14 protein-coding genes are annotated in these 14,104 nt (G+C 68.1%); 5 read left to right on the forward strand and 9 right to left on the reverse strand.

The genetic code is table 11. The features are described 5' to 3' along the window. The coding region (locus ACWDSL_RS31370; protein WP_450491176.1) for an FG-GAP-like repeat-containing protein at positions 1-819 on the reverse strand (819 nt) is incomplete at its 3' end. 10 nt (positions 820-829) lie between these two features. Then, entirely contained in the window at positions 830-1,291 is a 462-nt protein-coding gene (locus ACWDSL_RS31375; protein ID WP_450491178.1) for a hypothetical protein, read from the reverse strand. A 301-nt stretch (positions 1,292-1,592) separates the two neighbouring features. Between ACWDSL_RS31375 and ACWDSL_RS31380 the strand changes: the two genes are divergently transcribed. The 4 genes from ACWDSL_RS31380 to ACWDSL_RS31395 all read left to right on the forward strand — a co-directional run bounded on the left by ACWDSL_RS31380 (position 1,593) and on the right by ACWDSL_RS31395 (position 5,874). Next, positions 1,593-2,831, forward strand: a complete 1,239-nt coding sequence (locus tag ACWDSL_RS31380) for a hypothetical protein (protein ID WP_450491180.1) — start codon at positions 1,593-1,595, stop codon at positions 2,829-2,831. 102 nt (positions 2,832-2,933) lie between these two features. Next, the gene (locus ACWDSL_RS31385; protein ID WP_450491182.1) at positions 2,934-3,866 is read left to right on the forward strand and encodes a helix-turn-helix transcriptional regulator; all 933 of its coding nucleotides are present in this window, start codon (positions 2,934-2,936) and stop codon (positions 3,864-3,866) included. A gap of 291 nt (positions 3,867-4,157) precedes the next feature. Then, complete coding sequence (locus ACWDSL_RS31390) at positions 4,158-4,724, forward strand: TIGR03086 family metal-binding protein (RefSeq protein ID WP_450491184.1); 567 nt, start codon at positions 4,158-4,160, stop codon at positions 4,722-4,724. A gap of 61 nt (positions 4,725-4,785) precedes the next feature. Further along, positions 4,786-5,874, forward strand: coding sequence for a hypothetical protein (locus ACWDSL_RS31395; protein WP_450491186.1), 1,089 nt, complete (start codon positions 4,786-4,788; stop codon positions 5,872-5,874). A gap of 280 nt (positions 5,875-6,154) precedes the next feature. Here the strand turns inward: ACWDSL_RS31395 and ACWDSL_RS31400 are convergent, their stop codons facing one another. The 7 genes from ACWDSL_RS31400 to ACWDSL_RS31430 form a co-directional block, all read right to left on the reverse strand. Next, entirely contained in the window at positions 6,155-7,576 is a 1,422-nt protein-coding gene (locus tag ACWDSL_RS31400; protein WP_450491188.1) for an ATP-binding protein, read from the reverse strand. 914 nt (positions 7,577-8,490) lie between these two features. After that, the gene (locus ACWDSL_RS31405; protein WP_450491190.1) at positions 8,491-9,159 is read right to left on the reverse strand and encodes a nucleotidyl transferase AbiEii/AbiGii toxin family protein; all 669 of its coding nucleotides are present in this window, start codon (positions 9,157-9,159) and stop codon (positions 8,491-8,493) included. After that, on the reverse strand, positions 9,156-9,503 hold the full coding sequence (locus ACWDSL_RS31410) for a transcriptional regulator (RefSeq protein ID WP_450491192.1): 348 nt from the start codon (positions 9,501-9,503) through the stop codon (positions 9,156-9,158). Before ACWDSL_RS31410 ends, ACWDSL_RS31405 begins: the two co-directional genes overlap by 4 nt. Positions 9,504-10,090: 587 nt before the next feature. After that, entirely contained in the window at positions 10,091-11,329 is a 1,239-nt protein-coding gene (locus tag ACWDSL_RS31415) for a PP2C family protein-serine/threonine phosphatase (RefSeq protein WP_450491194.1), read from the reverse strand. A gap of 655 nt (positions 11,330-11,984) precedes the next feature. Then, positions 11,985-12,245: a hypothetical protein gene (locus tag ACWDSL_RS31420; protein WP_450491196.1), complete on the reverse strand. Its 261-nt coding sequence runs from the start codon at positions 12,243-12,245 to the stop codon at positions 11,985-11,987. A gap of 80 nt (positions 12,246-12,325) precedes the next feature. Further along, positions 12,326-12,559 (reverse strand): hypothetical protein, encoded by a 234-nt coding sequence (locus ACWDSL_RS31425; protein ID WP_311728482.1) that lies wholly within the window; start codon positions 12,557-12,559, stop codon positions 12,326-12,328. 24 nt (positions 12,560-12,583) lie between these two features. Further along, positions 12,584-13,132, reverse strand: a complete 549-nt coding sequence (locus ACWDSL_RS31430) for a DUF5994 family protein (RefSeq protein ID WP_450491198.1) — start codon at positions 13,130-13,132, stop codon at positions 12,584-12,586. Positions 13,133-13,392: 260 nt separating this feature from the next. Between ACWDSL_RS31430 and ACWDSL_RS31435 the strand changes: the two genes are divergently transcribed. After that, the gene (locus tag ACWDSL_RS31435) at positions 13,393-13,920 is read left to right on the forward strand and encodes a DUF5994 family protein (protein ID WP_450491200.1); all 528 of its coding nucleotides are present in this window, start codon (positions 13,393-13,395) and stop codon (positions 13,918-13,920) included. Positions 13,921-14,104 lie beyond the last annotated feature (184 nt).

Here is a 14,104-nt window from a genome sequence, read left to right on the forward strand (position 1 = left end):
GGCGGCGGAGAGCCCGGGGGCGTCGCCGGGGACCAGGAACGCGGTGATGCCCCGGGTGCGGTCGGGCCCGGTGCGCGTCATGACGGTGTAGAAGTGGGCCCAGCCGTCGCTGGGCATGGCCGGCGGCTCGGCCGTGGACGCGTACTCGCCGTACTTCTGCATCAGTTCGTAGTCGTAGTTCCCCGGACCGCTCTTCCGCTGCGACAGGCGCACGTCCCGATCCAGTTGCCCGTCTCCGGGGTTGTTGAGGATCGCGAGGTCCGGGTAGGCGTCGTCGCCGTAGTTGGCGATCCGAAGCTGCTGGACCTCGCCGTGGTCGCCGATGTCGGAGTGCCGGGAGCCGGCGGAGCTCAGGTTCGCCCGCTTGAGCGGGCCGGGGCGGTACTCCGCGAGGCGCGCTGTCGAGGAGTCGTCCCCGCCGGACGGCTCGACGAGGTTGACGACCATGTCCAGGGTGCCGTCGTTCTGGAAGTCGGCGACCGCGGCGGACGCGACCTCCCCCTTCTTCGCGCCCAGGAGTTTGCTGACGGCGTGCTTCTCTCCGAACGAACCGTCCGCGGCCCCCCACTGGATCGTCATCTTGGTTCCGGTGTGCCCCGGATTCGTGATCTTGTCCGGGTGGCCGTCACCGTCGAGATCGCCGACCAGCGTCGTGGCGCCGGCCAGGCACGGGGTCGTCGCCGCGGTGGCCATGCCGCCCCGCCCTGCGCCGCCCGAGGGCGACGACCCGGCCGCGGTGGCCTGGTAACCGGTGACAGCCAGGGTCAAGGCGACAGCCGCGATCGGGGCGGCGATCAGAACTGAGCGCTTGCGAAGCATCTGCGAACTCCTAACGTCGTTGCTGCAAGGTGAGATGTTGGCCGCCGTCGAAGGCCTCGGTGCCGTCCGACCCGAAGGCCACCGTGGGAAGCTCGGCGGGCAGGACACAGGTGATCCCTGACTTGGCCTTCGCGGTGATCAGGGCGTATCCGCCGGTCTGCGGCTCGGCCCTGGTGCTCCAGGGAATGTCGTCGGCCCGCCACTTCTGCCCGACCTTGCCACGTTCGCCGTTGCCGGTGGCGGCGCCGACACCATCCTGGGTTCCTTCGTCCTGCGCAGTGAAGGACTTGGTGGCCGATGAACCAGAGCCGGTGTCCTTGCCGGCCGCGGCCGCGGCCTTGGCGAAGGCCGACGAGCCACCGGACTGACCACTCGCGTCGTACGAGGACTGGTAAGCGGTGGCGAGCATCGCGGCAGTCACCAGCAGACCGGCACCGGCGAACACACGGACTCGGGGGCCGGCGATCAGCATCGGAAGACCTTCTTCGTCATCAGCGGACTCGTACACCCAGCGACGTTTCGCCCGGTGTGGTCCTGACCTTGCCAGTGGCGGCTACCGTTCCAGTAACGCGCCACTAACGAAGAGCTGGTGCGGTCATAACCATCCGCCGGGGCGTGGGGCGTGGTCGCACCGACCCCTGGCAGGAGATCCGGTGGATCGATGTGCGCGAGATCGGGAGCCACCCACGCCCGCCCCGACGATGCCGGCCCCGAAAGACCCTGATGGACCATTCGGGATGTTGCCTCGTTTGTTCGCATTTAGGGTGTGTATCGTGATGCGAATACACAAGATCGCCCCGTTGCTGACGGTCGTTCTCTTCGTGTTGTTGCACGTCTTCGCCTATCCAGGCACACGCTTCTCCAATGACTCATATCGCTACGCTCGCTCAGCGTACGAATTCTTGGGCGACCCCTACCGGAAAGCCCAGAACAAAGCCCTGCGGGCCTACTGCGCGGACACGGCGGCCATGCTTCAGCGAAACCGCATGCTGCATCAGATCGACTTCCGGTCCCCGGTGCGCCGCCATGAGTTTCCCGATTGCCTGGCTCAGCATGCGAATGGCCTCAACCCCAGCAATCCGCGATACGAGGCGCTCTTCCGCGCTCGCCCCGCCTATCCGCTGGTGGCCGCGCCATTCGTCTGGCTCTTGGGGGCCAAGGCGGGGCTGACGGCCGTTGCCCTGGGTTTTACGGCGCTCGGAGGGCTGGTGGTCCTGGTGCTCTTGCGCGCGCTGCGCGCACCGCCTTCGGTGGCATGGCTCGGTCAGTGCCTGTACTACGTCACGCCCATAGGGCTGTGGGGCAGTCGGCCTATGACGGAAGGCCCGATGATCGCCCTCATGGTGGCCATGCTGCTCGGCGCGGTGTGGCTGTGCCAGGGGCGCCGGGTGGCGGGGGCTCTGCTGTCCATGGGGGCCTTCGCGCTGGGTTTCGCGGTCAAGTACTCAAGCTTCGCCCTGGTGGCGCCATGCCTGGTGGCGGCAAGCGCCATGGCGCTGATGTTCGTTCCCCAAGCCCGGCACAAGGGCACGCGCTGCCTGCTCACCGTCTCGCTCTTCGAGTCCCTGGCCGCCTTTGCGGTGAGCAGGGTGCTCCGATTGCCCGGGTTGGGGGATTCGCTCCAGGACACCTTCTCCCTCCACTGGACGTATTCCGAAGTCGCCGACCCATGGCGCCGGCTGGTCCGGCTCGATGTCAACTACTGGTGGCAGTGGCTACAGGGAGAGGTGTTGGCTCCCTCTCTGCTCTTCCTCCTGGTGTTGGGCGCCTGGGGTGCGATGCGCCGCTCGGTGCCCATCGCGCTGTGCCTGATCGCCGTGGGCGGTACGGGCCTGCTGACGTCGGCAGCCCACCCGGTTGCGATGGAGGGCGAAAGGCTCTACGTGCAGGTGTGGTTGATAGTCGTCGTCGGGCTGCCCCTCCTTGTCGAGCGGCTGCGCATGAGCGGCGGGGCCTCTGGCGCGTTGCCCGCGCGAAGTGATGCTCTGACGAAGAGCGGCGGGCGCCGGTGAAGAACAGTCGGCGCAACGGGGAGGCGCCACGTGCTCGGCGGCTTCGCACCTGTTACTCGCAGGGACAGGCTAGAGGGAGAGAGCCTGTCCATACTCGGTCGCATGGATGAGACAGCGCACGGCAAATCCCTCCTCGGTGAGTTCCTGTCCCGGCGCCGGGCTCAGTTGAAGCCGGCGGACGTGGGGTTGCCGGACTACGGCGACCGGCGGCGGGTGCCGGGGCTGCGGCGTGAGGAACTGGCCCAGTTGGCCGGCGTCAGCGTGGCCTACTACATCCGGCTGGAACAGGGGCTGTCGCTCAACGCCTCGCCGCAGGTCCTCGACGCGCTGGCCACGGCTCTGCGACTGGATGACGCGGAGCGGCGCCACCTGCACACCTTGTCCGGTGATGTCCGGCAGAGCCGTCGCCGGCTCCCCGCCGAGCGTGTCACCGCGGCGGTGCGCCAACTGGTGGATGCCTTCGGGGACTCACCCGTGGTGGTCCTCGGCCAGCGCTCGGACATCCTGACGTGGAACCGCGCCGGGCATGCGTTGTTCGCCGGGCATCTGGCCCCGGACAGCCCGGATCAAGCGGCCACGCGACCCAACACCGCCCGGATGGTGTTCCTGGACGCCCACACGCGGGACCTGTACGTGGACTGGCCCAGGAAGGCACGGGATGTGGTGGGCAAGCTGCGGCAGGTGGTCGGCAAGTATCCGGACGACCCGCATCTGGCCTCCCTCGTCGGTGAGCTGACGATGCGCAGCCCGCAGTTCGCCACGCTGTGGGCTCAGCACCGGGTGCGCGCCTGGGGCTTGAACGAGTACCGGATGCGCCATCCGATGGTCGGGGAGCTGGACGTAATGCAGCATTCGCTCCCGGTGCCCCGGGGGCAGGGGATCCGGCTGGTGGTGACGACGGCGGCGCCCGGCTCCGCCGCCCAGGCGGCACTGCGATTGCTCAACCAGACCCTCCAGCCCGCCGCGGACAGGCCGGCGACCGCCCGCCCCGCCGCCGGCACCCGCGCACACGTCGTTCCTTCCGTACACCCCTGATCCGGCCGTCTGGCCGTCGCAAAGCCACAGCCGCTCAGAGCGTCACACCTGAACACCACCCGACATCGCCCGACATCGCCCGGCAGCCTCCGGCCCGAGGCCGGCAGGGAGCGCCGCGGGGGCCTCGTCACGCACGCCTCCGGCCGCCGATGACGCTGCCGCCCCTCCGATGGGCGGACACACGCTGACATCGATCTTGGGCGGGGCGCGTAGCCGGCTCCCCCTTCCATCGCGGAAGAACGTCCGCAGAGGCCCGCACAGCCACCCTTTCACCCCTACTGGAGGTTCCCCATGTCCACCACACCTGTCACGGCTTTCGCCGGGGTCATCGACACCATCGCCCACCTGGTCGAGGCCGTGGAGGAGGAGCAGTGGAGCGCGCCCACGCCCTGCACCGACTGGAACGTCCAGCAGCTGGTCGACCATCTGCTGGCGGGTCAGCACACGTTCGCCGTCGCGATGGGGGCGCAGCCGCCCCTGCCGGCGCTCGGCCCCGCTCCGGAAGCGCTCGAGAAGACGTTCCGGACATCGGCCGCCGCCCTGGTGGCCGCCTTCGAGGGTCCGGGAGCGCTGGAGCGCACGGTGCGGGCCCCGATCGGTGAGGTGCCCGGCGCTGTGGCACTGCATCTGCAGACCATCGAGCACCTGGCGCACGGCTGGGATCTGGCCCGGGCCATCGGCCAGAAGGCCCTGTTCGACGAGGCCACGGTCGAGCGGGAGACCGAGTTCGCCCGCGGCCTCACGGCACAGCTGCCGTCCGGACCGGGCGCTCCGTTCGCGCCGTCCCGGACCGCTCCGGAAGACGCCCCCGCGCTCGACCGGCTGGCCGCGCTGCTCGGACGCGCCATCACCGAGTGACCCTCACGCAGGTCACCGCAGTACACGCCGGCCCCAACTCTCCCGAGGAACAAGGACGACAATGAAGAAGACGAAGCTGAAGATCGCCATCGCGGGCGCGGCACTTGTCGCCGCCGTGGCCACCGGAACGGCGTTGGCCGCGAACGGTTCCTCTGCCGGATCCGGCTCCACATCCGGCGCCGAGCGGACCCGTACCGAGTCGGCCGAGCAGGCCGAGCAGAAGAAGCCCAGTGTCATCAAGGCCGACGGCTCGAACGTGTTCCCGCACTCGCTGGACTTCGACGCGCGGTCGAACACGTTCTTCGCCGGCTCGCTGAAGCACGGCACGGTCTCCGCCGTCAGTCCTGACGGGAAGGTGCGCACCTTCATCGACGACCCGGAAATGGTGTCGGCGCAGGCCGTCCTCGTCGACCGCGAACGGGACCGCGTCCTGGTCAGCAATGTGGACTACGGCACTGCCGACCGTTCAAGGAAGAACGCCCCCTTCCGCGTCGCCGGTGTGGGCAGCTACGACCTGAAGAGCGGGAAGCAGAACTGGTGCGTCGATCTGACCGCGGTCACCCTGGACGGCAAGCAGCACCTGATCTCCGACGTGACGGTGGCGCCCGACGGCACCGCGTACGCCGTCGACGAGCTGACCCCGACGCTGTTCCGCATCGACCGCACGGGCCGCGCCTCGGTATTTCTGCAGAACGACCTGCTCAAGGGCACGCTTGACATTCCCGACTTCCTGAACGATGTGGGCATGTCAGCGGTGGAGTGGGTGGAGGGAAACCAGCTGATCATCGCCATGGCCGACGGCTCCCTGGTACGGGTGCCCGTCAAACATCCCGAAAAGGCGCAGGAGGTGAAGCTCTCCGCGCCGCTGGGGTCCCCCACGGCCGGCATGCGGCTCCTGAAGGACGGCTCGATCGCGGCGGTCAGCAGTGGTCTGCTGACCGGCAAGCCCGCCCAGATCCAGCGTGTGGAGCCCCGTGACGGCTGGAAGAAGGCCACGGTGAAGGTCACCGACACCGTCAAGGATCCCGTCACCAACGACGTGACCGCGGGACCGGACGGGACGACGTACGCGCTCAGCGGCGGGCTGGCCGACCTTCTTGCGGGCAAGCCCAACGACGGGTTCAGCCTGACCCCCGTCAAGACCGATTGAGCCGACAGCCGTTCCCCCAGACGACCTGCGGTACCAGGGCTTTCGCGTCGGAAGCGTGGGTCTCGCGGTCGGTGGCCTCCTGCGCTACGGCCTCCGGTTCGTGCAGGCGTGCGGCGCGGGATGGGTAGCGCTGGATGGCGACGAACTCGCCCCACCACTGCAAGAAGGTACGCAGTGGAGCGATGATGCTCTCGCAAGCCGTGCGCGGTTCCTGAATCGGCCTGGACAACACGGTGGCCCAGGTTAGCGAAGCGAGCCCCTGACCTGGGCTGCTGGGTTGTCATGTCCAGGCTCTGATGAGTTGGTCCGGGGTCAGGTGTGGGATGCCTTCGGCGGTGCAGCCGCTGCGGGCCACGGCGAGCAGGGGGGTGGTGTCGTCGGCGCCGGGCAGCTGGGAGCGGTGGGTGATGAGGCGGGCGAGGTCGCGAGAGTCGAAGGGCTTGCTCTCCAGCCACTTGACCGAACCGACGAGCGTGATCTTCTTGGCGATGGGGGAGCGGTCGGCTCCGACGATGTCGATTTCGGGGTCGTTGGTGCGGGTCCAGTAGCCCCCGATGGCGTCGGTGCCTTCGGGTAGACGGTCGTCGGCCAAGCGCCAGAGGGCGTCGCGGATCACGGGCTCGATGGCGCGGCCCCGCCAGGACGTCCAGCTGGTGCGGATCGTCGCGAGGACGCGATCGCCGCGGCCGCGTTCGATCGTCGGGATGGCCGGGCCGATGAAGGAGAGCCAGAATCGCAGGTACGGGTCGTCGATCCGGTAGCGGGTCTCGCGGCTGGGCCGGGTGGACAGCGGTGCGTCGGCGGCGACCATGCGGCGTGCGGTGAGCGGTTCGAGGGAGCGCTTGACGGAGCCGGGGTTGAGGTCTCCGGCGGCGCGTCCGATCAGGGTGAAGGTGCGTTCCCCGTGACCGATGGCGCCGAGCACGGTACGGGCTTGTGCCTCAGTGGGGAACTCGGCGGCCAGAGTGCGCTCGCCGCTGACGAGCAGGGCCGAGGTCGGGCGGCGCAGGGCCTGTCCCAGGTAGTCCCACAGTCCGGCGCCGTGTGGCCATTCCTCGAGGATCAGCGGCAGTCCGCCGCTGATCAGGTAGGCATCGAAGGCATCGGCCGGGGGCAGGTCGAGCATGGCGGCGACCTCGGCCGGATTGAGCGGGGGGACGACCATCTCGGTTCCGCGCTGGTAGAAGGGCCGTCCGTAGGTGTTGAGCTGCTCCATCATGGCCAGATCGGAGCCGATGAGGATGAGCAGTACGGGGAGCTTGGACAGGGTCCGGTCGAATGTCTTCTGCAGCGCGCCCTCGAAGCTGGGGTCCTCGCGTACGAGGTAAGGCATCTCGTCGAGGACGACGATGCTCGGTGCGTCAGTGGGCAGCGCGCCGGCGAGCAGGCTCAGGGCGGCGTCCCAGGTCTGGGGGCTGGCGAAGTCCCCGAAGCGCGCGGCCTCGGGGAGGGTGGAGGCGGCTAGCTCGGCGGTGAAGCCCGCGAGGTCTTCCTTCCTGGAGCCGCCGACGGCGGTGAAGAAGACGTGCGGAAGTCCGGTCCGCTCCAGGAATTCCTCCACCAGGCGGGACTTGCCGACGCGCCGACGCCCCCGGATGAGCACGGCGCGGCCTCTTCGCCCACCGCGCCCTCCGGTGCGCACGGGGGCCAACAGTTCGTCCAGGAGGTTGAGTTCGGCTCGGCGCCCCACAAATCCGTCCATGGCGATCTCGCCTCCTGGCTCAGCTGAGCAAAACACTTGCTTTGAGGATACTTTCATTCATGAAAGTTGCGCAAGTGAAATCAATATTCAGGGCCGCTGGCCTGGACCCTTGCCCATTCGAGCGACTCATCGCCCATGGCCGGAGGCCCCAGCGTTCCTGGTGGGGCGTGGGTCGAGGCTCCGGATGCGGTCGCCGAGAGTGTGAACGTCGGCCGGTTCGCCTGCCGCCGTGCGGACGGCTGCCAGCGCTTCCCGGCTGTCGACTCCGTGCGCAGGGTGGTCCGAAAAGTCCTCCATGGCGGCACCTTAGTGTGGTCTGCTGCCTCACTTCGATCTGCAGTTCGGCCAAGGTTTCCCGGCCCGGTCGGGGCTGGTTTCAGCAGTGATCACAGGTCTGCTGGGCTGGTCAGCCGGTCGTCTGGGGCTGGTGACGGTGGGCTGCGGCCTGGTTGGTTGCTGTACTTCGTTGCTGTACAGCTGATGGGCTCGATCGCAGTTTCCGCAGGGTGGGCCCCTGCAAGAATCTGCTTGTGCAGCCCACGCCGGATGACCCGTCGCAGCTCCCCGCCCCGTGGTGGGTGCCTGATGGTGGCATGCATGTGCTGGAAGTGGAGTTGCGCCGCGAGCTTGCCCATGAACACCCGCTGTATGGAGCTCGGGTCTCTGCTGCTGCCCGGTGCGAAGGATGTGACGACGTGCTGTTCAGCGTTGCCGGCCGTCCCTTCCCTTGGGCTGTGGTGCACTTAACCTGGGTGGGGCACGAGGAGCGTCTACCTTGGCCAATCACGACACCGCTGGCCAGCCTGGCCGACCTCCTCGCCAAGTGGGCCGACCACGGTTGCACCAGCGATTAGCGGCCGGCCTCTTCACCGAGCGGCAGCCGGATCGAGAGCTGACCTGTCCGACCTGCCGCGCTACTCGTCATCGACTTCCAGCTCGTGGAGCCGCTCCGTGATGTCGTCGGCCCACGACTGTGCCCATCTGCGTAGTTCGGCGGTGGCTGTTTCGTCGAGGCCGTACGCGGCGAACTCGGCGTCGTCGATCCAGTCGATGCCGGTGAGCCGGGCCTGGAGGTCGTCGAGGTCGAAGGTGTCGCGGGCATGGCGTCGGCCGAGTGTTTCCAGTTCAGTATTACTCCAACGGTCCGCCGCAGCTCGGACATCAATCAGGTCTCGGGCGAGCCCGCGGTCGGCCAATGCGCGCACCTTGGTACCGACCACATCTTCGAGGGAGAGCACCAGACCGTGTTCTGTCTTCACAGGCGGGCGCCAGAGCGCTTCCTTGAGGATGTCGACCTCACACTCTTCGCCGCTGCCGACGTCAGTGACGATCAGCCGCGCGGACAGTGGATCGGTTTCCAACGCCCGGACGTGCCAACCGCGTTCTTCCAGCCCCGCGCGTACCGTCCGTGCGATGTTGTCCATCCGTTCCGGATTCTCTGTAGCGACGTCCAGATCCTGGCTGAGCCGGTCGACCAACCCATGCGCTTGCACTGCGTAGCCGCCGGTGAGGACGAGCGGGTAGGCATCTCCCACGGCAAGCACATCTGAGAGCAGTCGACGGTGCAGGTCCGTGAGGTTCACGCGACGGCCTGGGCATGGTGAGCCAGCTCGGGGAAGGCGCTCTCCCAGGCGTCGCGGATATCGCGGCTGATCAAAGTGCGGAGGATGGGCCACATGCTGACCAGCAGGTCCTGGTTGAGGTACTGCACCAGATCGTCGTGCATCCCCTCGGCCAGGGCGATCCGGTAGAAGCTCATCCTCAGCCGGGGCTGGTCAAGATCGAAGTGAGTTAGCCCCGACCATGCCATGTGCAGCGGAAGGCCGACGATGCCATGGGCCGGGCCTGCGAGCGCCGAGAGCTCGGCGGGGAGCCGCCGAGTGAACTTGGCGCGGCGGGCCTCGGAGGCGTTGGGCGTTGATGCCATGTCTCGATTATTCCGCAGGGCAAAGCCGCTGGGGGCCTGCGGGAGAGAAGGGCTTGGTCAACAAACAAGGCCCGGGTCGCTGACCTGGGCCTTCGTCGTGGAGCGGGTGACGGGAATCGAACCCGCGCTCTGAGCTTGGGAATCAATGACACTCTCCGGGGCTGTGGTGCGGCTGACCAGGGAAAACGTGGCCCAAAGGGCGTGTGCGCGGGGGCTTGGTCGCACCGTTTTTGACCGCTGCGGACTGTTGCGAAGGGCATGGATAGGGCACGAGGCCAGCGGATGCGCGGAAGGTTCTTGATTTCCGTCGGTTCAGCGGGATGCATCGCCTGCAGGCCCACCCGGCCCGAGGCCGGCCTTGCAGCGGCAAACCCGAGCGCCGCGTCCAGCCGCCGTGGCTGTCTCCGCGCCTGGGTGCCCAGCGGCGAACGCTCCGGTAGCCGCTGAGACCAACGCTGGGGGTTGAAGCAGCGTCGGGGCGGGTGCGGTGAGGTGGGGCGAGGCCGTGATGAGCCCCTGTAGGGGCGGCGTGGCGTCGGGCGGCCGGGCCCCGCCCGCGGAGCCAGGGGGGAACCTGCTGGTCATGCTTACACCGTGACGAGATGGTCGGCGGTGCCCCCGCACCACTCGACCAGGAAGAGCGTCGCGTCGTCAGTGGTGACCCCGCCGCGTTCTCGCATCAGGGTGTGGGACAGGCCGCGCACCATTTCCTGTACGCCTTCGCCCGCGCACCCCGCGCGGTCCACGAAGTCGAGCAGTCGCTCCTCGCCGAACTGCTCTTCGCCGGTGCGGTGCTCCTCGATGAGACCGTCGGTGAAGAAGAGGATCCGGTCGCCGCGGGACAGCGCCTGGTCGCTGATCTGCGGGATGGCGCCGCCGAATCCGACGGGCAGGGTGCCCGGGCTCTCCAGGGCCTGGACGACGCGGTAATCGCGGATCAACAGGGGCGCCGGGTGCCCGGCGTTGACCCATTGCAGGTGGCCGGTTCGGATATCCAGGCGCATCATCTGCGCCGTGACGAAGTGGTCGGGCCCGAACTGCTTGTCGATGGCAGTGTCCATGAACATGTACAGGTCGGCGAGGCCGACGTCGGCGCGTCTGGCGTGCCGGTAGGCGCCGATGGCGACGGTGGCCAGCACGGCGGCGTCCAGCCCGTGACCCATGGCGTCGATGACAGCCACGTGCAGGATGTTGTCGTTCAGGGCGTAGTCGAAGCTGTCCCCCGCGACGTCGTAGGCGGGCTCGAGGATTCCGGCCACCGCGACCTGCGGGGTGACCATGGTCAGCGGGGGCAGCAGTGACCATTGGATCTCCGCGGCCAGGCTCATTGGCTCACGGCGCCGGGCCTGGAAGAACTGATCGGTATAGCTGTTCTTGGTGACCAGCATGTCGGCGACCAGGCCGGCCAGGCGCCGCAGCAACCGCCGGTCGTTGTCATCGACGGTGCTCAGGGTGACGGCCAGCACCCCCACCACGTCGCTGCCGTCCAGCAGCGGCAGGAACATCCGTACGCCATCGGCCTGCGGCTGTTCCACCGTCGCCGTGCCGAGAAAAGCCCTGCCGGCCCGAGAATCGTCGATCCGCTCGGGCTCCCCGACCACGAGTCTCCTGCCCGGCAGGGGAGCCAGCATCAGCTGGTCGTAGTCCTGAAGGAGGATCGAGACGTCCCGCCCGCCGATCCTGCCCACTTCCTCTGCGACCAGCGGGGCGATCAGCTGGGGCGGCATCTCGTGAGCCCGGTCCAGCAGCACACCCAGCAGCCGCTCACCGAATCCCTCTGACCGATCCACGGTGACTTTACGGAAGTCCCGTTCACCTTCCGTCATGGCGACCTCGTTTCGCCGCAGCGCCTCACACAGAGGCGAGCCTCAGTGCTGTTCGCCGCATTTCGGTCCTGCTGCCTCCTCCACCCCAGCATCGCGCACATGAGGGTCTGCGACACCTGCCGCCAGGTCGCCGGAGCGCGACCGGTGCCTGAGGTGGCCGAAGAGCAATGTGCGCACCCCGCCGGAGGCGCCTTGCCGTGGTTACCGCATCAGCCCAGCGACGCACTCTGAAGATCGCCGTGAGCTGCACAGCCGTCGGTACCGTGTCCTGTTCCTTGGCCTGTAGAGGTGCTCGCACCGTCGAGGCGCAGGCAGAGCGAGGATCACCTCGTGGATATTGCCCTGCTCCCTGCCGTCGCGCCGACGGCGGCACAACGGCCCCGGCGTAAACACACCGGGGCCGCCCTTTCGGGCCGGTTGCACGTGAGAGTGCACCGGCCCACTCGCCATGTTATGCCTGGGGTGCTTTTCCGGCATCACAGACTGCCTTCCACGGCCTCATACAGAGCCTTCATGATCGCTTCGCGGTAGTTCTTCCGCTCGCGCAGTGTTGCCATGGTTGCCGTCCACACGTGCAGGGCACCGACGAGGAGTGCGAGGAGTGCATGGACACGGGGCGGCGGTGCCCTGACCGCACCCGTTGAGGGGCATCGCTTCAGACTTCATCCGTCTGCGGGCGGTCTTGTCCGGAGGACTGACTTGCTACCAGCCAGGACCGCGCCGGCTTTGCCGTGTGCGTGGTGTCCACGGTGAGATGGAGCCGGGTTCCGCCATCGGCGCCGGCAGGGTAGCTGCGCTGTTCGGTGCCGGCGAAGCAACGACGGAGTACCTCGGCGACCTGACGGGCGGCCTCGGGGGACGCGGAGACGATACGCACCTCGGCGCGCCCTGCCGAGGGTGATTCGGGTGGCTGCATGGTGACCTCGTTTCATCAGGAGGACCTGGCGGTGGCCGTGGGGCCACGCTTCGCACCCACCGGCCCAGGCCAGGAGAAGGTCATGCATCTTTCGCGGCTCCGTCGCGGTGTTCGGGGTGAGGCGGTGACGACGGGTGATCCGGCGGGCTTGCCGGCTGTCGGCTCTTCCGGCTCCGTCGGCCGACTCCCGCCAGGGCATCGCTGTAGTGGAATGCTGCGATCCGCTCGTTGTGCTGGCCATTGAGCAGATGGATCAGCAGCACCCCGAGCATGATCATGGCGATAATCACGAACACGGTGATGACGGTCTCCACATCCTCACCTCCCCTGGGCGGAGCTCAGGAGTCCGGTCGGGTTCGGCTGCCGGCCGCCACAGGGGCGGGCCCGCCATCGGTCTCCCACTCCTCCTCCCGGGTGAGCGCCTCTCGGGCGTCACGGGTGGCGGTTTCGTTCGCCATCAGACCGCTGGCGGTGAGGAGACTGCCGGGGGTGGCTGCGGCGGCCATCAGCCGGGCGGCGGCGGCCGCACTCGTCTCCGGCGGGATCACCAGAAGGTCCCAGCGGCCCCCGGTGTAGGAGAGCAGAATCAACTTGTGCGGGTCCTGCTCGTCAGCGAACCAGCCCACGTGCACCGTGTGCCCGGTCACAGGCACCTTGCGCGGGATCACGGGCCAGTGTGTCGGGTTCACGGAGACGCGAGTGATACGGCCCCAGCGTGTGTCCAGCACGTCCGTCAGGGCGGGCAGCTCACGGAGGAGATCCCGGGAGCGAGGCCACCACGCACCGTCCAGAAGACCTGGAACCGGGCTCACCGGAGCCAGGGACAGGCGAGCCGGTGGCGAGGGCGCGCGCTCATGGGCGGACGTACGGTCGATGGTCACGGTCATGGCGCGGACCTGTCCCCGGGCGCATCTTCAACGTCCCGGTGTTGTTGCTCGCCGAAAACGACACCCGCGTGCAAGCCGGTGTACGAAGTGCTCCCGGTGTTTTCACTGTACTCCGGGCGTTGGGCCGCTGAGCCCCCGTGTGATCAGCGACTTCTTCAGGAACCCGGGTCTGTGTTCGCAGGGCGTGGGTGAGCCTGGGCGTGGGCTCGGAGTACGGTGAAACCGGCGGTCCACCGAACCCCGCAGAGGGTGAGCAGACCATGTCCGACGCCGAGACCCCGCGACAAATGAATCTTCTGCCGGACGCCATCCACCGTGCTGTGAAACCTGGAACAGCCCTGCTGCGGTTGGCGACGACACATACCCGTGAGGGCATTCTCGACGGTGCCTGGTGGCCGCGTTCCCGCGACCTACGCGCCGAGCTTCCCGCCCTGGTCACCGCGCTGACCGAGCACCTCGGGCCCGTCATGCGCGTCGGCCTGGACTCCAGCGCCTGGGAAGAACTGCCGACACGAATGATCATCGACGACCGTATCGTGCACATCGACTCGTTCCCGGTGGGTGACGACACCATCCTCATCACCCGAGGCGATCGAGATCTCTTCTCCCTGCTGGTGGTCCCGCCGCACGTGACGCCCGACGTGGCACGCGCCGCGATGGCCCGGGCCGTCCGTGTCGACAACATCACGCAGGCCAAGCAGATCCTCATCGACACCGGCACCGGCCGAGCCCGCCCGATCGCCGAGGAAGGCCCGCAGACAGGCCAGGAACGCCACAGCACGTCCTGACGCCTCATCCGCCGTAACCATAGGTCGTGCAGCCGCAGCCCGCTGACGTCCGGTAAGACACCCTGCACCGTACTGACCCCCGACCGGCCTCCGGTCGTCAGCCATGAGCACAAGCAGCTCGGCGTGTTCACCGCCGACGAGGTGCCCGGGCTGAACATGCCCGACGGCTACAAGCAGGCCATCG

It is taken from the genome of Streptomyces sp. NPDC000941, assembly GCF_053599555.1.

Bases quoted from the DNA above. Each gene is read 5' to 3' on its own strand.
- ACWDSL_RS31375 (WP_450491178.1), bottom strand. From the start codon at position 1,291: ATGCTGATCGCCGGCCCCCGAGTCCGTGTGTTCGCCGGTGCCGGTCTG.
- ACWDSL_RS31385 (WP_450491182.1), top strand. From the start codon at position 2,934: ATGGATGAGACAGCGCACGGCAAATCCCTCCTCGGTGAGTTCCTGTCC.
- ACWDSL_RS31390 (WP_450491184.1), top strand. From the start codon at position 4,158: ATGTCCACCACACCTGTCACGGCTTTCGCCGGGGTCATCGACACCATC.
- ACWDSL_RS31395 (WP_450491186.1), top strand. From the start codon at position 4,786: ATGAAGAAGACGAAGCTGAAGATCGCCATCGCGGGCGCGGCACTTGTC.
- ACWDSL_RS31400 (WP_450491188.1), bottom strand. From the start codon at position 7,576: ATGGACGGATTTGTGGGGCGCCGAGCCGAACTCAACCTCCTGGACGAA.
- ACWDSL_RS31410 (WP_450491192.1), bottom strand. From the start codon at position 9,503: ATGGCATCAACGCCCAACGCCTCCGAGGCCCGCCGCGCCAAGTTCACT.
- ACWDSL_RS31415 (WP_450491194.1), bottom strand. From the start codon at position 11,329: ATGACGGAAGGTGAACGGGACTTCCGTAAAGTCACCGTGGATCGGTCA.
- ACWDSL_RS31420 (WP_450491196.1), bottom strand. From the start codon at position 12,245: ATGCAGCCACCCGAATCACCCTCGGCAGGGCGCGCCGAGGTGCGTATC.
- ACWDSL_RS31430 (WP_450491198.1), bottom strand. From the start codon at position 13,132: ATGACCGTGACCATCGACCGTACGTCCGCCCATGAGCGCGCGCCCTCG.
- ACWDSL_RS31435 (WP_450491200.1), top strand. From the start codon at position 13,393: ATGTCCGACGCCGAGACCCCGCGACAAATGAATCTTCTGCCGGACGCC.